Origin of the sequence: Phaeodactylibacter sp., from assembly GCF_022763345.1 — a bacterium.
In the GTDB taxonomy this organism is placed as follows: domain Bacteria; phylum Bacteroidota; class Bacteroidia; order Chitinophagales; family Saprospiraceae; genus Phaeodactylibacter.
This window is the reverse complement of the sequence record NZ_JALEGS010000053.1, coordinates 59,398-75,812: the sequence shown is the minus strand read 5'-3', so window position 1 is coordinate 75,812 and position 16,415 is coordinate 59,398. Positions and strand designations below refer to the sequence as shown.

The following is a 16,415-nucleotide window of genomic DNA, read 5'->3' as shown; positions in this document are numbered from 1 at the left end:
AATTAATCAAAATCTTTCGTAACGCCATGCCTGACCGCCCCCGTGTTCTTATCGCCTGCCTGGATTGGGGGCTGGGGCATGCCGCCCGGAGCCTGCCGGTAGCGGATGCCTTGCTGGAACTCGGGGCAACGCCTATCCTGGCATCAGCGGGCAACGCGGGGGCTTTTCTGCGGGCAGAACGACCGGAACTTCAGTATCTGCCGCTGCCAGCTTACAATATTCACTACCGGAGCAAAAGTATGGTGGCCAACATGGCCTTGCAGGGCCCCAAACTAGCCTACACCGCATTGTGTGAGCATCAACTACTACAGCGCTACATTAAAACACACCACATTGATGCGGTCATTTCGGACAACCGCTTTGGCTGCTTCTCCCGTAAGGTGCCGGGGGTGTTCCTGACTCATCAGCTTCACCCGATCGTACCGATGCCTTTGCTGCAACCCTTAGCCAACGGGCTCAACCAGTCCTTCCTTTACCGCTTTCAAGAATGCTGGGTGCCTGATTTGCCGGGTGCAAACGGGCTGAGCGGCGCACTGAGCCATCCGCCCCTTTCTGATATTCCGACCCACTACATAGGTTGGCTTTCCCGGTTTAACGGGCAACTTACAGCAGTTTCTCAAGAGGTACATGTTGACACCCTCGCTGTCCTGTCCGGCCCAGAACCACAACGCACCCGCCTTGAGCAAGCCTTACTGGCACAGTACCCTCAACTACCGGGCCGGCATACGCTTGTACGGGGCATACCGCGGGAGGCGCCTCCCCGGCAGGAAGGAAGGGTTACTATCATCAATTATCTAAAGGGAAAAGCCCTTTGGGAAGCTATTCAACATGCAGCCGTGGTCATTGGAAGGCCCGGTTACAGCAGCCTCATGGATTGGGGCCTGGCACGCAAAAAGGTGCTTTGCATCCCTACGCCCGGGCAAACCGAACAGGAGTACCTCGCGCAGCGCCTGTGCAGTGAAGGCAGGATTGCAGTGCAACCACAAAGTGCCTTGCAGCTGATCCGGGGCATAGAGGATGCCAAAGCAGCATCAGGCCTACAGGCAGCAGACTCCGGAAAATTACTCCAACAAAATTTAAAACGCTTTTTGGCTACCCTTCCTGCTGCTTCAGCAGATTGAGCAGGTACTCACCGTAACCACTCTTGAGGTATTTATGCCCCAGGCGCTCGAGCTGTTCGGCATCAATAAAGCCACGCTCAAAGGCTACTTCTTCAATACAACCAATCTTCAGCCCCTGCCGGTCTTCTATGACCTCAATGAACTGCCCGGCCTGCATGAGCGACTTATGGGTACCGGTATCCAGCCACGCCACACCGCGGCCAAGTACACCCACCTGAAGCTCCCCTTTGCTCAGGTAATGCTTGTTGACATCGGTGATTTCGTACTCGCCCCGGGCACTCGGTTCCAGGTTTTTAGCGATGTCTACCACCTGATTATCGTAGAAATAAAGACCAGGGACGGCATAGTTGGATTTAGGCTTTGCTGGCTTTTCCTCGATGGAAATGGCAACGCCGTTCTCATCAAACTCGACCACACCATAGCGCTCAGGGTCAGCTACCCAATAGGCGAAAACCACCCCGCCTGTAGGGTCATTGCTCTTACGAAGCAGTTCTTCCAGCCCGGCACCGTAGAAAATATTATCCCCCAGGATCAGCGCAGCCGGGTCGCCATCAATGAAAGATTCGCCCAGGACGAAAGCCTGTGCCAGACCGTTGGGCTCGTGCTGTGGGACGTAGGAGAAGTTGCACCCCAGTTCGCTGCCATCACCAAGCAATTTTTGAAAATTGGGCAAATCCTGAGGCGTGGAAATAATGAGAATGTCTTTGATCCCCGCCGACATCAGGGTCGATAGCGGATAGTAGATCATCGGTTTGTCATAAACCGGCATCAGCTGCTTACTGACAGCCATGGTGAGCGGGTACAACCTTGTGCCAAGGCCGCCCGCCAGAATAATTCCTTTCATGGGTTATATTTTCATTTGTTTAATGCTCAAGTGCTTGAAAGATACAACGAATTCTCAGAACCAGCTCTACCGGCTTGAAAGGTTTAGTGACAAAGTCATTGGCACCCGCCATTTTGGCTTTTAGGATGCCTTCGCCCTCTTCCATCGGGGCAATCATAACGATGGGGATGTCCCACTCCAGATCCTGCCGTATGAAGTCGACCAGTTCCAGCCCATTTTTGACCGGAACATCGATATCTGTGACCAGCATATCTGGTTTTTCCTTTTTTAGCAAGGTTTCGGCTTCTGCCCCATCGGAAGCGAGGAAGAGTTCATACCCTTGTTTTTGCAATCGGAATTTGAGCGCGGTAAGCAGGATCTCCTCATCTTCACAAATGAGGATTTTTTTAACATCTTTCATAGGAGCATTTTGGGTAGGTCTGAACCAAAGATAGTAAAACAAAAATTAACCTTTCTCCAGCTCCTCCTGTACTTCGGCCTGTACTGCCTGGCAAAATGCCTCTACCTGGCTCAGCTGTTTAGGTAAGTCGGCCAGATTGGCGGCCTCTTTTATGTTCTGGTAAACGGAATGATGGGTTTGAATCAGCACTTCGTAACCTGTAAAAGGAAGGGTAGACTTGAAGTAATGAGCCTGGCGCTCCAGCTTTTGCCAATCTTCAGCCTCCAGCGTCTGCTGCATGAGCTTGGGGTATTCTGACAGGTCTTTTTCCAGCATTTCGAGCAGGCGCCGCCGGTCGGTTTGATCTCCGCCGGACATGAGCTCCAGGTAGTCCAGGTTTAGGAATAGGTAGGCCATTTTGAGGCTTTAGTTCGTTTTTCGGAGATTTTGCTTAAGCTGGCGTTCCACGGCTGCAAACAGCTGTTCTGGTTCGAAGGGCTTGAATACGTGGTCATTGAAACCGATTTGCTGGAACTGAGCCTGCTGGGCAATATTCGCATGAGCGGTTATAGCCAGGACCGGCAGGCTGGCCAAAGGCTCAGGCATTTGATTGCGTATGATTTTGAGGGTTTCGATGCCATCCAATACTGGCATTTGGATATCCATGAGCACCAGGTCAATGGATTTTGACTCCAGAATGTCCAGGGCCACCCGCCCGTTATCAGCGACCTCAACCTGCACATTAGGCCATTTTTTCTGTATGGTTCGCTGTGCTACTATTTGATTCATTTTGTGATCCTCCACGATAAGCAAACTGAAGGACAGGTCTTCCGGCACCTTTGTAGCTACTCTTCGGGGCATAGCAGGCTGTTTCGTATAATCCAGCCAAAGCTCAAAGAAAAAACGGGAGCCTTTCCCCTGCGTACTTTCTACCTGAAGCCGTCCGCCCTGCCGCTCCACCAGTTCTTTTGCAATGCTCAGCCCCAGTCCGGTACCTTCATATATCTTATCGGCAACCGGTACACGCACGAAAGTCTCGAATATTTTGTCCTGCTGCCCCTCTGGGATGCCGACTCCTGTGTCCCGGACTTCGAATAGCAACTTCACGCGATCAGCTTCTTGGCCGCGGTTGGCAACCCGCAGCTCGACCTCGCCTTTCTCTGTGAATTTGATGGCATTCCCAACCAGGTTGTACATGATCTGATTGAGCCGGAGGGCATCTCCTACCAGCGTTTGGGGCACATCCGCATCAATATTTAGTTCGAACTTTAACCGCTTTTCACGGGCCTTGTATCTTAGTACACTCATCAGGCTGCATAGGAGTTCCCCCAGACTGAAAGACTTGCGTGCAATGACCACTTTGTCATTCTGAATGGTAGACATATCCAGAATATCACTGATAATACCGAGCAATAAATCTGAAGACCGCTTGATCGCATCTACGTATTCAAACTGCTCCGTATTCAGTGGGGTCTCAATCAGTAGATTGCTCATGCCCAGAATGGCGTTCATGGGCGTACGCATTTCGTGGCTGATACTGGCGATGAACTGTTCACGGACCTTGGCGGCCTGCTCTGCCACATCCCGCTCTTTCTTGAGCTCCTGTGCCTGCTTTCGCTCCGTGATATCCTGTATGATCCCATTAAAAAAAGCTTCTCCGTTGGAAAGCATAGCGGACGTACAAATCATGGTCACAAAACGAGGACTGCCGTTTTCAGGGCGGATCCAGGTATCAATTTGGGCTTTTTTATCCGCCAGTGCCTGGTCTTGCAACTTCAGGAAAATAGAGAACATCCCTTCCTTTTTCAGGATATCTCCGCAGGTGATTTTATAGTGGAACGGCCGGCAAAAAATCCGGTATAACTCTTCTGACCCAGAGAAGTAATGCTCACTTGGGCTGCACTCCCAATGACCGATCCTTGCCATCTGCTGGGTCTCCTCCAGGCGGTTGAGGATGCTGCTTCGTTCTATAGAAAAGCGCAGTGACTTGGCCAGCCCGTCTTCATTGAATTCTCCTTTCACCAGAAAGTCCTGAGCCCCGGCTTTGACCGCCTCCACACCAAGAGATTTGTCATTTTGCCCGGTCATGACGATGACGTTCAGCTTGGGAAACTGGTACAACAAAGTCTCAAGGGTAGTGAACCCACGGCTGTCTGGCAGGCTCAGGTCGAGAAGAACCGCTGCATAGTTATTGGGGTGTTGCTTAAGCTCAGCGATACCGTCTGCCAAATTGCTAACATGGGTGATGGTGCAGTTGAGAAGCTCTACATCTGAAAGGTAGACCTGCACCAGGCGCGCAAAAACCGGATCATCTTCAATCAACAGGATCTGATGTGTCTTCTCGATTTTGGCGCTGCCGTCCATATCTAATTGATTAGCGGGAAATAAACATAAAGTTAGCACCCAAATCGCTAAGGACAAAAAGGCAAAGGTTTTCTCTTGGGTCTTTGTAAACTTCCCGGAAGTTATCCACTTTATTCATCTCAATGACCTTTTTGGTGGCCAGCTCCTCAAGGGTACTGGCGTGCACCGACCATTCAGGGCCATCCTTGGCTTCGTGGCTCAGCAGGGCAATGCCAATATCCACTGCGTCCATCTGGTGAATGATGAATATAGGGTAGGAGGATACGTCCTGGTCAAGAATGGTATCCGCAGCCTTGGAAATGATAGGAAGGTAAGGCTTGAGCTCCGTTTCCAGGCGCTCTATTTTGGCGTGTATAAATTCCTTGTTCATAACAACACTAATTAACGCAGCTCCAGCAGAGCTACATTTTCAATATGATGGGTGTGGGGGAACATATCAACCGGCCTTGCTTTAACGACCCGGTACTTCTCGCTCAGCAATTGTAAATCGCGGGCCTGTGTGGCCGGATTGCAACTCACGTATACCATGCGCGGGGCAGCGAGCTCCAGCAGCATATCTACCACCTTGGCATGCATGCCAGCACGGGGCGGGTCGGTAATGAGCAGGTCGGGCTTCCCATGCCGTTCAGCAAAGTCAGCGGTCAGTATGTCCTTAACATCCCCTGCGTAAAACACCGCATTCTCAATATCGTTGAGGCGGGCATTGACTTCCGCATCCGCGATGGCTTCCGGAATTTCCTCAATCCCAACCACTTGTTTGCAGGCCTGAGCCACATACAGTGCAATACTGCCAATACCGGTGTAGAGGTCATAGACGTTTTCCGTGCCCTTCAGGCTGGCAAATTCCACTACCGTATCATAAAGCACTTTGGCCTGATAGGTATTGGTTTGAAAAAAGGACTTGGGGCCTACTTTAAAGCGGACGTCGCCCAGTTTTTCTTCCACATAACCTTTTCCGGCATAGGTATGCATATCGAGATCGTACAGGAAGTCATTGACCTTGGTGTTAATGCAGTAGCAGACCGTTGTGATTTGAGGAAAGCGCTCCATCACGGCATCCATGAATGGTTGATACTTTTTAGGCTCCTCTTTGTGGAAGCTGAAGAGCACGAGGATTTCCCCCTGTGTGGTAATGCGGAACATCACCTGCCGCATGAAGCCTTCATGCTCCCGGGCATCGTGGAAGGTCAGGCCCTGCTCCAGGGCAATTGCCTTAATACCGTTGCGGAGGTCGTTGGAAGGGTCGGGCTGCAGCCAGCATTTCTCAATATCAATGACCTTATCGAAAGCGCCGGACCGGTGGAAGCCCAGCACATCAGCTTTATTGGTGATGCCAGACTCGATCTCCTCCCGGGTTAGCCAGCGTTTGTTGGAAAAGGAGAACTCAAGCTTATTGCGGTAAAAAGTGGTCTGCTCTGCTGCACGGATGGGCAGGAACTCTTCGACTTCCACTTTTCCAATCCGGCTAAGGGTATCGCGTACCACTTTTTCCTTTTCGCGCGCCTGTACCTCGTAGCTCAGGTGCTGCCACTTACAGCCTCCGCAGAGCCAGAAATGCTCACAAACCGGCTCTACCCGGTCTGGTGAGTAAGACTTTATTTCCTGAGCTGTGCCCATAAGCACGCCTTTCTTTTTGCGCTTGACGAGTACATCGGCTACATCGCCCGGTGCCACCCCGTCTGCAAAAATGACTTTTCCCTCAGCATCTCTGCCTACCGCCCGGCCTTTATCAGCTATGCCCGTAAAGCGGACATCGGTATATACTTTTGGCTTTTTTCTCCTGCCCATTTTTCCTGTTTTTCGGAGCAAAGGTAAGCATTTGTTACTCCCAAAAACAGCCTGTGCAGGAATGGCTGCTACAAATACGACGACTCCACCTCGCTCCCTTTCCTAACCGGTGGCAATTGCGCCAGTTCTTCATCCGTAAATAGACGGGAGCGGATAATAAACCGAATGCCCAGCGGTATTTCCAGTGAAAAACTGGAGCCCCTGCCCTTGGTGATGCCTACAGTGAGCTGCGTGTGCTTCCAATATTCAAACTGATCATTGGACATCAGGAAGGGGCAGCCGTGGATGTCGCCTATCCAGACATCATTATCATCCAACAGCAATTCGCCCCTGGCAAAGCACATGGGCGCAGAGCCATCACAACAGCCCCCACTTTGGTGGAAAAGGAGCGGGCCGTTCTGTTCCCTCAATTGATCAATGACGTCCCGGGCCTCGGGAGAGACCAATACGCGTTGTACCATTTCTTCAGCTTTTTTGGTTAGGAAAAAAGACAGGCTCACCGTACACGAATGCCTGGCAAGCCTGTTGTAGTTTTATTGATTTACGTCCTAAAAGAAGCCAAGGGCTTTCTTGTCATACGAGATCAGCATGTTCTTAGTCTGACGGTAGTGGGCGAGCATCATCTTGTGATTCTCCCGGCCAATACCTGACTTTTTATAGCCGCCGAATGGGGCGTGAGCTGGATAAGCGTGGTAGTTGTTCACCCATACGCGCCCTGCTTCCACAGCACGGGAAATCTGATAAGCCTGATGCATATCGCGCGTCCAGACACCAGCGCCAAGCCCGTAGAGCGTATCGTTGGCAATCTCAATCGCTTCGGCTTCGTCCTTGAAGGTAGTTACACAAACTACGGGACCAAAGATTTCTTCCTGGAATACCCGCATTTTGTTGTTGCCCTTTAGGATAGTCGGCATGATGTAGTAGCCGCCCTGCAGACCTTCGTTGTAAGCCGCTTCGCCTCCGCAGAGTACTTCTGCGCCTTCCTCTTTTCCAATTTCGATATAGTTGAGAATCTTCTCGTACTGATCGCTTGAGGCCTGAGCGCCCATCATCGTAGACAGGTCAAGCGGGTGCCCCAGTTTAATGGCCTTGGTGCGCTCCACGACCCGCTCGATGAAAGCGTCAAAAATGCTCTCTTCCACCAGCATACGGGACGGGCAGGTACAGACCTCACCCTGATTGAGGGCGAACATAACGGCACCTTCCAGGCATTTGTCAAAGAACTCATCATCCGCATCCATGATGCTCTTGAAGAAGATATTGGGCGACTTGCCACCTAGCTCCAGGGTAACCGGGATGATATTCTTGGATGCGTACTGCATAATCAACTGCCCCGTGGTGGTTTCTCCCGTAAAGGCTACTTTGTTGATGCGGGGGTTAGATGCCAAAGGCTTGCCTGCTTCAATACCAAAGCCGCTCACGATGTTGAGCACACCAGCGGGCAGGATGTCCTGAATCATTTCCATTAGCACCAGAATACCCACAGGGGTCTGCTCTGCGGGCTTCAGCACTACGCAGTTGCCGGCCGCAAGCGCAGGAGCCAGCTTCCATGCTGCCATCAGGATGGGAAAATTCCAGGGGATGATCTGCCCAACTACGCCAAGAGGCTCTTCTACATTGATGCAAACCGTGTTGGCGTCGAGCTCGCTCATACTGCCTTCCTCTGCCCGAATCACGCCAGCAAAGTAGCGGAAGTGATCAACGGCCAGAGGCATGTCTGCGGCCATCGTTTCACGGAGTGGTTTGCCGTTGTCCCAGGTTTCCACGCGGGCGAGCGTTTCCAGGTTTTGCTCCATCACATCTGCGATTTTGAGCAAAAGGCCGGATCGGTAAGCAGCAGCAGAAGTGTTCCAGGCCGGGGCAGCTTCCCAGGCAGCATCAAGCGCCAGCTCAATGTCTTCTGCCGTGGAACGGGCAACCTTAGTAAAGGTGTTGCCATCTACCGGTGAGGTGTTTTCGAAGTATTCTCCTTTTACAGGGGCCGTCCATTTGCCTCCTATGAAGTTATCGTATTGCGCTTTAAATTTTGGCGGGCTCAGTTTATCCTGAGCAATAGTGGATGCACTACTCATAATTTTAGTTTCATTTTCTGTTTTTGTAATACCTGAATTCAAAATCGAACCATGCATTTTCCGGAGCAACGCCGGTTTGTCGAATTCAAATTTCAACTGCGAAGCCATTCCGGAATTTTTTACGGAACAACTTCCTGAAAGCAAAATTATGAGGGTTTTCATCCGCAAGTTTGACGTATTCTCTCACAAACTTGTACTATCCTAGCAAAGAAGGTATGATATACCGCCTAAATCGTAATTTTATTTGGCAAGGCCAGTCCTGAATAAGATATTTGAAGAAGATCGGATAGGATAAAAAATTTACTTCGGATTATTCAGCAGTAATTGAGCTGAGCCGATGATGAAGCCTCCCTATCGGCACAAAACAGCGACTTGATATGCAGTTACCTCAGAACTTTTCATTATACCGCCGCCTCGACACTTTGGTGGAGAACAAAACGTCCTTCACGATGGAACAGGCTGAGGTCAATATTTTTGAAACCCATCAGCAGGCCGAAGAGGTATTGCTGAAGTTCCACCAACCGGTTTTTGCCAGTATGATCCGCGGTAAAAAGGTGATGAAATTGCGGGAGCAACCGTCTTTTGAATTCCTGCCCGGCGAGTCGCTGCTACTGCCGGCAGATGAGACCATGTGCATCAATTTCCCGGAAGCCGAAATTGACAACCCCACGCATTGTCTGGCTATGACGCTTTCGGATGATCAAATCCGGAAAACCATTCAGTCCCTCAATGAGTCAGCACCTAAAGGAGATGGGGAAGAGTGGGCTTTCACCCCCAGCAGCTTCCATTTTACGAATACGGTGGCGATTAAGCAAATCCTTCAGCGATTGCTGTTTCTCTGCACGGAAGACCACCCGTCCAAAGACCTGTTTGCCAACCTGATGCTTCAGGAACTGATCGTGCGGATACTGCAGGCGGAAGCACGGGCCAACTACATCGAGCAGGGGCAGGTAGACGATAGCAACCGCTTGTCTTTCGCTATACGGTACATTCGTGAGCATTTGGGAGAGTCGCTGACCGTGGAACAAATCAGCCAGAAAGTCTACATGAGCGAATCCAACTTTTACCGGGTGTTTAAAGACCACTTCGGGGTCACGCCAGTGGAGTTTATCAACAATGAGCGGATGAAACTGGCGCGTCGTATGCTGGAGGACTCTACCCGAAAGGTGCAGGACGTCTACCTTTCTGCCGGTTTCAACAGCGGGTCGTACTTTAACCGGGTCTTCAAGCGGAAGTATGGGCTTTCGCCAAAAGCTTACCGGGAGCAGGTGATGGGGAAATGTTAGAGCCCTGCTTAGCGCCTCAGTAAGCGGCCCATATCCAGCACCAGCCCTTCTTCTATGCTAATGGGGTCTGCCCAGTCGTAAATATGCCATGCCCTGTTAGCTTGCTCGGCAACCATCACTTTTTCTGTATCTGAAAAAATCCAGACTACTTTCTTCACGCCAAACTGAAGGAGTTCCTCCGTTTTTTCCTGATAATATCCCAGTGGATTCTCAATATCATGCAGGGCAGCTTTGGTATCTATTTCAATGACAAGCTCAGGTGGCACCTCCAGGTACTTGTCATCCAGTTTTTCTACTAAATCCGCTTTGACAACAGCAATATCAGCTGCTCTCCACGATTTTTTAGAGAACTGCAACCCTACTTCATTGGTAAAAATCAGATAATCATCACCCAAAAAGGTTTTCAACAAAAAGATGAGTTCTGCTACAATTAGCGCCTGTATTTTGCTACTGCCCATTATTTCATCGATCTGTTTACTACCAGACAGGTAATCCTGGTAGCCTTTGTAATAAACAGGCTGGCCATTCACCATTTCGTAGATAAGGCTTTTAGGTATTTCCTGCACTGCATTTTCCATATTTAAACTTATTGGCTATTTCAATTTAAGGGAATAAACTTGAAATGGCAACAAAAGACGAATGGCCAGCCCATCACAGGCGGCCATTCGAAAATATGTAGTAAAATTACTGTCTTCCTTACTCAGGTTTGATCAGTTCGGCCTGCTTGGCGTAAGCACCGGACTTCAGCTTATCAGAAATCGCGGTAAAGGCCTCAATGGTCTGATCAATATCGTCCTGGTTGTGCGCTGCCGTCGGGATGAGGCGCAGCAGGATCATACCTTTCGGAATCACCGGGTACACGACCACAGAACAGAAGATATCGTAGTTATCGCGCAGGTCTTTCACCAGCACCATCGCTTCTTCCACAGAACCATGCATATAGACCGGCGTCACACAGCTGGACGTATTGCCCAGGTCGAAGCCGCGGTCGCGCAGGCCTTTCTGCAGGTTGTTGGCATTTTCCCAGAGCTTATCTTTGAACTCCGGTCGGGTGCGCAGCATCTCGAGGCGCTTAATGTTACCGATGGTTAATGGCATTGGCAGCGACTTCGCGAAAATCTGAGAACGCAGGTTGTAGCGCAAAAACTCAATCACTTCGCTATCGCCACCTACAAAAGCACCTATGCTGGCCATAGACTTCGCGAAGGTGCTGAAGTAGAGGTCGATGTCATCCTGCACGCCCTGCTCTTCACCCGCACCGGCACCAGTAGCGCCGAGGGTACCGAAACCGTGCGCATCATCTACCAGCATACGGAAGCCGTACTCTTTTTTGAAAGCAACGATTTCCTTCAGGATACCCTGATCGCCGCGCATACCGAATACGCCCTCTGTAATCACGAGGATACCGCCGCCGGTTTGCTCCTGGAAGATCTTCGCTTTCTTAATTTGCTTTTCGAAGCTTTCAATATCGTTGTGCTCAAATGGCAGGCGCTTGCCGATGTGCATGCGAATGCCGTCGTAGATACAAGCGTGGCAGTCTTTGTCATATACCACGATATCCTTGCGCGTCAGCAAGGAGTCCACGATGGACATGATGCCCTGATAGCCGAAGTTGAGCAGTAGCACTTCCTCTTTGTGCACAAATTCTGCCAGGTCCTGCTCCAATTTTTCGTGGTAAGAGGTCTCTCCCGACATCATGCGGGAACCCATCGGGTAAGCCAGGCCCCAGTCGCGGCTGGCTTCTTCGTCCACTTTCCGGATTTCCGGGTGGTTGCCCAGGCCCAGGTAGTTATTAACGCTCCAAACGATTTTTTCTTTGCCCTGGAATTGCATGCGGCTGCCCAGCTCGCCCTCGAGCTTTGGGAAGGTATAATAACCGTGTGCCGTACGAGACCACTTGCCCAGCGGCCCTCTGTCTTCCATAAACTTTGCAAATAAATCCATAAAGAATTTGATTTGATGATGATTACCAGACTTTTTCAGCCTGCTTTTTGTCCACCCACTTGCCCCATTTAGCATTGTAGGTATGGACTTTTTTGGTTTGTTCGCCGGTGGTATCCACAACGGGGTATCCCTGATTGACCCATTCGAAAATACTGCCGTACAAATTATAAACTTTGGTAAAGCCCCGCTCCCGGAGCTGTTCCGCCACTTTCTCGCTGCGGTAACCAATAGAACAGTACAGCACCACCGTGCTATCTTTGGGCACTCCGTTGAGTGCTTGTTCGTCTAAATCTTTATAGCCGAGAAAACGGGCGCCTTCAATATGGCTCACATCGTATTCTTCCCGTTTTCGAGCGTCAAAGATATAAACTTCATCCTGAATATCCCTAACCTCCTGAACGCCAATTGTTGGGACCGTAAAGCTCAGCATGCTGCTGATCGTCTCATCAAACTTCGGATTGCCTACTGGCGGGCGGTCCTCCGGCGGTTGTGTACAGCCCGGGCGGCCCAGCATGAGTACACCAATAATAACGGAAAGGAAACGCATGGTTTTTACTTTTAAGTGACGGAAACTAGAGCTGAAGCGGGCCTTTACCGACTTGGTCAGCAATCCAGCGCCCGTCTTCACAGTATGGTACCAATTCGGCATGGATAAAGTTTTCAACTTCTTCCTTAATTCGGTCCGGGAAGAACAAATGAAGATTGGGCCCGGCATCCAGGCTGAAGTACAGCGGGTGCCCGGTTTCCTTTCGGTAGGCCTGCACCTTATTAATAAGTGTAATGGTATGCGGTTGCATCAAGATGTAAGGTGGATTGGAGGCCATCATGAGGGCGTGCAGGGTGAGCGCCTCGCTTTCCAGGATGCGCCCAAAGTGTTCCTCATCGCCGGTACGGAGGGCGCTTAGCAGGTCATGCATTTGCTGACGGGCCTGCTGATAGCGGTTGTTGGCGTAGATATTGCCTTCCATCAGGCCGTGCCCGGCCCGGCTTGATACTGATTTCTCTCCTTTGCTCACAATCAGGATGGCATCGTGGTACGTCTTGAACACCTCATGCACCTGATTGGCCATAGGGATGGCGTACAAGTCAGAAGACCCGGGTACTTCGCCCATTTCTCCCCACATCGCCAGCCCTGCGTATACCGAGCGGCTGGCACTGCCGGAGCCCAGGCGGGCGACAAAGGAGGCTTTTTGCCGGAAGGCGTCATCGTCACTGAGCGTGCCGAAAAGTTCATCCTCTATGGTGCACAAGCACAGGGCCAAAGCACTCATACTTGATGCCGAAGAGGCAATACCTGAAGAATGGGGAAAGGAATTTGTGGAACGTATCGTCCAATCCAGCTGGTTCAGAAAGGGGAAAATTTCGGTGATGCTTTCCAGGAATGCTTTGACTTTTTTGGCGAAAGCTTCATTGGGGCTTCCATCAAAGTAGAAATCCAGGGCAATGCCCCGGTCTGCCCCTTTTTTAGGCGCATAACTTACTTCCGTCTCAGTATAGGCCCGGTCCAGTGTAAAACTGATGGAAGGGTTGCGGGGCAACTGCCGCCCGTGCTTGCCCCAGTACTTGACGATGGCGAGGTTGGAAGGGCTGCGCCATACACTACGCCCGGGCTGAACCTTGGCGGTTTCGAGTACCAATTTTGGGTTTTTATAATCCATTGACATGCGTTGCGTTTTGGGTCTCACAAAAGTAAGGTTTAAACCCTTACGATAAGAAAGTCGGCGCGTAGATACAATAAATTTAGCCTGTACCCTGCTTACCCTGACCTACAGCCGACCAATCAGAAGGTTTTCGTTTGATTTCCTCAACCAAAATGGCATTTTAGTGTCTCTTGTTTACCAACTTGCGTTTTGCGCTTGATTGATTTCAACCGGGACAACCAACCTGAGCAACACCTTATTCCGAGGTACACCCATTAATTGACCTAATAATCATCTCAACAAAATGAAGCCACTCTACTTATTTATTGCCCTTTTTATTTCGCCCTTCCTACTGTTGGCTCAGTCGGAATGGGACACCATAGCGCCCTTACCAAACAACCTGGTGACCGACCACTCTTATGCCTTTGCGCTGGATGGTAAAGGATATCTTGTTGCCGGCGCGGATGAATTCAGCTACCTGGATATTTTCTTTCAGTACGACCCCGAAGCCGACACCTGGACAGAGCTGGATGACTTTCCCGGTGGGTTCCGGGGCTTTGGCATTGGCGATACCTGGGACGGTAAAGCCTACTTTGGATTTGGATTTAGCGGTTCATCCTACATGCGCGACCTTTGGGTCTTCGACCCTCAAACCGGTGAATGGACGGAGCTGGCACCATGCCCTTGCCAGGCCAGAATTCATCCTGCTTTCATTGCGCATAATGATAAAATATTCGTAGGCATGGGCGGCTCCGCCAATGGCAACTTACGGGACTGGTGGGAATACGATATGGCTACTGATACCTGGAGTCAAAAGCCTAACTTTCCTGGTGCAAGGCGCCACCACCCTTTTCAATTTGGCCTGGGCGACTATGTCTACACTGGCTTTGGGCATGGCGACAACTTTATTTCTAACCAATGGTACCGGTATGACCCGGCAACAGAAGAATGGACCGAAGTGGCCACGCTGCCCGCTGAAGGGCGCGTAGCCGGCTCTCAGTTTTCCTACAACGGCAAAGGCTATGTGCTGAGTGGGGACGGAGGAGACCATACTTCTATGGAAGAAGGCGAATTTTGGTCTTATGACCCGGAGTTGGACCTTTGGGAGGAATTGCCGCCGCACCCAGGCGTTTCCCGCTGGGCTCCTGCCTCTTTCCTGCTTGATGGCTGGGTTTACCTGCTGGGCGGCCCCTCAAATGTAAATGGTACACTAAATTACTCCCCTAGCGATAACTACCGCTATCAACTGGAAGAAATCAGCAATACGCCTGAGGAGCTGCCCACTCAGCCGCAACTGTTTGAGGCTTTCCCTAATCCGTTTTCCAGCCAGGTGCAGCTCAACTGGCTGACCAATGAAACAGAAGGCCTCATCCGGGTTCTTAATAATCAGGGACAGGAAGTTTATCGGGCCAAGGAACTCCTCCCAAACCTGACACTCGACTTTTTGCCTGCCGGCATTTACACCATAGAGGCGACTATCGGTCAGGAGCGTACCGTAAAGCGCATCACCAAACAGTAAAAACAAGCCAGCCTGGAGGCAATGCCGGGCTGGTATTTTCATTTTTTAGTACAGAAAAGGGGCATTTGCCCCTTTTTTTGTGTCAAAATTGAATCTTATCTAGCCTTTTTTCGAAAATATATTTGACAAAAAAAATAAACAAATTAAAATAAATATTAATAAGTTTTTATTTTAAAGAGCTTTTGGCTCTGGTTCTCAAAAAAAACACTCTTATTGTTTTGACAAATCACTCTTTTTGTAGTTGTGAAGGTGTTTTTCTGCCTGCATCTTTGTAGCGTAATCAAAAGGGAAACATCATCCCGACCAAAATTCAAAAATTTTTCAACTTAATTTGTGCTATGAAAAATTTAATGTTTGGAGCCCTCGCGCTCATCACCGCCCTCACTCTTGGAAGCTGCAACTTGCTTGACGATAACAGCTCGCCCGGTGGCAACCCTTTCAGTACTGTTTTTAACCCCGATGCCGTTTTCAGCCCATGCGAAGACGGTGTTGATGCCAGCTACAGTGACCTGCCCGAAGCTGCACAGGACTACATTCAGGCCAACTTTGCCAACTGGGATGTGGACGATGTGGACCGCTACCTGGAAAATGGCGATGTACGCTTTGGCGTAGAACTCGACAGCCTTAACCTCGAATATGAGCTACTCTTCGACGCAAACGGAAGCCTAATCAGCTCAGGGCCAGATGAGGACGATACCTATATCAGCATCAGCGATCTGCCACAGGAAGTACTCGACTATCTGGAAGCTGAATTCCCGGGTATGACAATCGACGAAGTCAGCATCGACCTGGAGTACGGGCTGGAGTTCTTCGAAGTTGAACTTAACGACGACCTGGAAGTCTACTTCTCTATCGATGGTATCTTCGCATGCAGCGAAAACAGCGATGGCGATGATGACGATGATGACGATGATGGCGACGATGACGACAACGGTAACGACGACGATGACGACGACGACGACGATGACAACGGCAATGATGATGACGACGACGATGATGATGGTGACGATGACGATGATGATGACAATCAAGTCAATGACCTGCCCGCTAGCGTGACCGAGTTCATCAACAGCAACTACCCAGGCTACCAAATCGACGAAGCCTATACTGAAGAGTTCTGCAACAACACTAGCATCCTTGAAGTAGAAATCGAAATGGGCAGTCAGGATATTGACCTGTACTTTGACCTCGACGGCAACTTCCTCTTCGAAGGAGATGAGATCAGCACCGCTTCACTCCCTGCAGCAGTAGTTGCAACCCTGAACGCGGAGTACCCTGGCTATGAAATTGACGATGCCGAGATGCTGACCCTTCCCGACGGCAGCATTCAGTACTGGGTAGAAGTGGAAAACGACCAAGATAATGACGAAGACGAGTACGATGTGGTACTCACTGCGGATGGCAGCATCATCTGTAGCTTCGAAGACTAAGCGACACAAAATGCTATGAAAACGAAAA

16 protein-coding genes are annotated in these 16,415 nt (G+C 50.4%); 4 read left to right on the top strand and 12 right to left on the bottom strand.

Annotated elements, in window-relative coordinates:
- Window positions 1–26 precede the first annotated feature (26 nt).
- Window positions 27–1,121 (top strand): glycosyl transferase family 28, encoded by a 1,095-nt coding sequence (locus MRY86_RS15075; RefSeq protein ID WP_293567221.1) that lies wholly within the window; start codon window positions 27–29, stop codon window positions 1,119–1,121.
- Here MRY86_RS15075 and rfbA read toward each other — a convergent pair.
- The 8 genes from rfbA to MRY86_RS15035 all read right to left on the bottom strand — a co-directional run bounded on the left by rfbA (window position 1,093) and on the right by MRY86_RS15035 (window position 8,568).
- Window positions 1,093–1,965, bottom strand: coding sequence for a glucose-1-phosphate thymidylyltransferase RfbA (gene rfbA, locus MRY86_RS15070; protein ID WP_293567220.1), 873 nt, complete (start codon window positions 1,963–1,965; stop codon window positions 1,093–1,095). The two genes, MRY86_RS15075 and rfbA, sit on opposite strands and share 29 nt — an antisense overlap.
- 19 nt (window positions 1,966–1,984) lie before the next feature.
- Entirely contained in the window at window positions 1,985–2,365 is a 381-nt protein-coding gene (locus tag MRY86_RS15065; RefSeq protein ID WP_293567219.1) for a response regulator, read from the bottom strand.
- A 45-nt stretch (window positions 2,366–2,410) separates the two neighbouring features.
- A complete protein-coding gene (locus tag MRY86_RS15060; protein ID WP_293567218.1) occupies window positions 2,411–2,761 on the bottom strand; it encodes an Hpt domain-containing protein in 351 nt (116 codons plus the stop codon).
- Window positions 2,762–2,770: 9 nt separating this feature from the next.
- On the bottom strand, window positions 2,771–4,708 hold the full coding sequence (locus MRY86_RS15055) for a response regulator (RefSeq protein WP_293567217.1): 1,938 nt from the start codon (window positions 4,706–4,708) through the stop codon (window positions 2,771–2,773).
- Between the two features lie 10 nt (window positions 4,709–4,718).
- A complete protein-coding gene (locus MRY86_RS15050) occupies window positions 4,719–5,078 on the bottom strand; it encodes a hypothetical protein (protein WP_293567216.1) in 360 nt (119 codons plus the stop codon).
- Between the two features lie 11 nt (window positions 5,079–5,089).
- Window positions 5,090–6,496: a 23S rRNA (uracil(1939)-C(5))-methyltransferase RlmD gene (gene rlmD / locus MRY86_RS15045; RefSeq protein ID WP_293567215.1), complete on the bottom strand. Its 1,407-nt coding sequence runs from the start codon at window positions 6,494–6,496 to the stop codon at window positions 5,090–5,092.
- Between the two features lie 68 nt (window positions 6,497–6,564).
- Window positions 6,565–6,957, bottom strand: a complete 393-nt coding sequence (locus MRY86_RS15040; protein ID WP_293567214.1) for a DUF779 domain-containing protein — start codon at window positions 6,955–6,957, stop codon at window positions 6,565–6,567.
- Between the two features lie 87 nt (window positions 6,958–7,044).
- The gene (locus MRY86_RS15035; RefSeq protein WP_293567213.1) at window positions 7,045–8,568 is read right to left on the bottom strand and encodes an aldehyde dehydrogenase family protein; all 1,524 of its coding nucleotides are present in this window, start codon (window positions 8,566–8,568) and stop codon (window positions 7,045–7,047) included.
- A 377-nt stretch (window positions 8,569–8,945) separates the two neighbouring features.
- Between MRY86_RS15035 and MRY86_RS15030 the strand changes: the two genes are divergently transcribed.
- Window positions 8,946–9,854, top strand: coding sequence for an AraC family transcriptional regulator (locus tag MRY86_RS15030; RefSeq protein ID WP_293567212.1), 909 nt, complete (start codon window positions 8,946–8,948; stop codon window positions 9,852–9,854).
- Window positions 9,855–9,862: 8 nt separating this feature from the next.
- Here MRY86_RS15030 and MRY86_RS15025 read toward each other — a convergent pair whose 3' ends face one another.
- The 4 genes from MRY86_RS15025 to MRY86_RS15010 form a co-directional block, all read right to left on the bottom strand.
- On the bottom strand, window positions 9,863–10,432 hold the full coding sequence (locus MRY86_RS15025; protein ID WP_293567211.1) for a Uma2 family endonuclease: 570 nt from the start codon (window positions 10,430–10,432) through the stop codon (window positions 9,863–9,865).
- A 118-nt stretch (window positions 10,433–10,550) separates the two neighbouring features.
- A complete protein-coding gene (locus MRY86_RS15020) occupies window positions 10,551–11,798 on the bottom strand; it encodes a pyridoxal phosphate-dependent aminotransferase family protein (protein ID WP_293567210.1) in 1,248 nt (415 codons plus the stop codon).
- A 22-nt stretch (window positions 11,799–11,820) separates the two neighbouring features.
- Window positions 11,821–12,345 (bottom strand): rhodanese-like domain-containing protein, encoded by a 525-nt coding sequence (locus MRY86_RS15015; protein WP_293567209.1) that lies wholly within the window; start codon window positions 12,343–12,345, stop codon window positions 11,821–11,823.
- A 25-nt stretch (window positions 12,346–12,370) separates the two neighbouring features.
- Window positions 12,371–13,462 carry a diphosphomevalonate decarboxylase gene (locus tag MRY86_RS15010; RefSeq protein ID WP_293571604.1) on the bottom strand — a complete coding sequence of 364 codons (1,092 nt, stop codon included), beginning with the start codon at window positions 13,460–13,462 and terminating at the stop codon, window positions 12,371–12,373.
- Window positions 13,463–13,742: 280 nt separating this feature from the next.
- Between MRY86_RS15010 and MRY86_RS15005 the strand changes: the two genes are divergently transcribed.
- Together MRY86_RS15005 and MRY86_RS15000 are read left to right on the top strand one after the other, a co-directional pair.
- The gene (locus MRY86_RS15005; protein ID WP_293567207.1) at window positions 13,743–14,957 is read left to right on the top strand and encodes a kelch repeat-containing protein; all 1,215 of its coding nucleotides are present in this window, start codon (window positions 13,743–13,745) and stop codon (window positions 14,955–14,957) included.
- A gap of 338 nt (window positions 14,958–15,295) precedes the next feature.
- Window positions 15,296–16,387: a PepSY-like domain-containing protein gene (locus tag MRY86_RS15000; protein WP_293567206.1), complete on the top strand. Its 1,092-nt coding sequence runs from the start codon at window positions 15,296–15,298 to the stop codon at window positions 16,385–16,387.
- The last annotated feature ends 28 nt before the right edge of the window (window positions 16,388–16,415 follow it).

What these genes read in the sequence shown, in the direction of transcription:
- MRY86_RS15040 (WP_293567214.1), bottom strand. Translation starts at nt 6,957, where the DNA reads ATGGTACAACGCGTATTGGTCTCTCCCGAGGCCCGGGACGTCATTGAT.
- MRY86_RS15055 (WP_293567217.1), bottom strand. Translation starts at nt 4,708, where the DNA reads ATGGACGGCAGCGCCAAAATCGAGAAGACACATCAGATCCTGTTGATT.
- rlmD (WP_293567215.1), bottom strand. Translation starts at nt 6,496, where the DNA reads ATGGGCAGGAGAAAAAAGCCAAAAGTATATACCGATGTCCGCTTTACG.
- MRY86_RS15075 (WP_293567221.1), top strand. Translation starts at nt 27, where the DNA reads ATGCCTGACCGCCCCCGTGTTCTTATCGCCTGCCTGGATTGGGGGCTG.
- MRY86_RS15060 (WP_293567218.1), bottom strand. Translation starts at nt 2,761, where the DNA reads ATGGCCTACCTATTCCTAAACCTGGACTACCTGGAGCTCATGTCCGGC.
- MRY86_RS15010 (WP_293571604.1), bottom strand. Translation starts at nt 13,462, where the DNA reads ATGTCAATGGATTATAAAAACCCAAAATTGGTACTCGAAACCGCCAAG.
- MRY86_RS15050 (WP_293567216.1), bottom strand. Translation starts at nt 5,078, where the DNA reads ATGAACAAGGAATTTATACACGCCAAAATAGAGCGCCTGGAAACGGAG.
- MRY86_RS15020 (WP_293567210.1), bottom strand. Translation starts at nt 11,798, where the DNA reads ATGGATTTATTTGCAAAGTTTATGGAAGACAGAGGGCCGCTGGGCAAG.
- MRY86_RS15065 (WP_293567219.1), bottom strand. Translation starts at nt 2,365, where the DNA reads ATGAAAGATGTTAAAAAAATCCTCATTTGTGAAGATGAGGAGATCCTG.
- MRY86_RS15025 (WP_293567211.1), bottom strand. Translation starts at nt 10,432, where the DNA reads ATGGAAAATGCAGTGCAGGAAATACCTAAAAGCCTTATCTACGAAATG.
- MRY86_RS15015 (WP_293567209.1), bottom strand. Translation starts at nt 12,345, where the DNA reads ATGCGTTTCCTTTCCGTTATTATTGGTGTACTCATGCTGGGCCGCCCG.
- MRY86_RS15035 (WP_293567213.1), bottom strand. Translation starts at nt 8,568, where the DNA reads ATGAGTAGTGCATCCACTATTGCTCAGGATAAACTGAGCCCGCCAAAA.
- MRY86_RS15000 (WP_293567206.1), top strand. Translation starts at nt 15,296, where the DNA reads ATGAAAAATTTAATGTTTGGAGCCCTCGCGCTCATCACCGCCCTCACT.
- MRY86_RS15030 (WP_293567212.1), top strand. Translation starts at nt 8,946, where the DNA reads ATGCAGTTACCTCAGAACTTTTCATTATACCGCCGCCTCGACACTTTG.
- rfbA (WP_293567220.1), bottom strand. Translation starts at nt 1,965, where the DNA reads ATGAAAGGAATTATTCTGGCGGGCGGCCTTGGCACAAGGTTGTACCCG.
- MRY86_RS15005 (WP_293567207.1), top strand. Translation starts at nt 13,743, where the DNA reads ATGAAGCCACTCTACTTATTTATTGCCCTTTTTATTTCGCCCTTCCTA.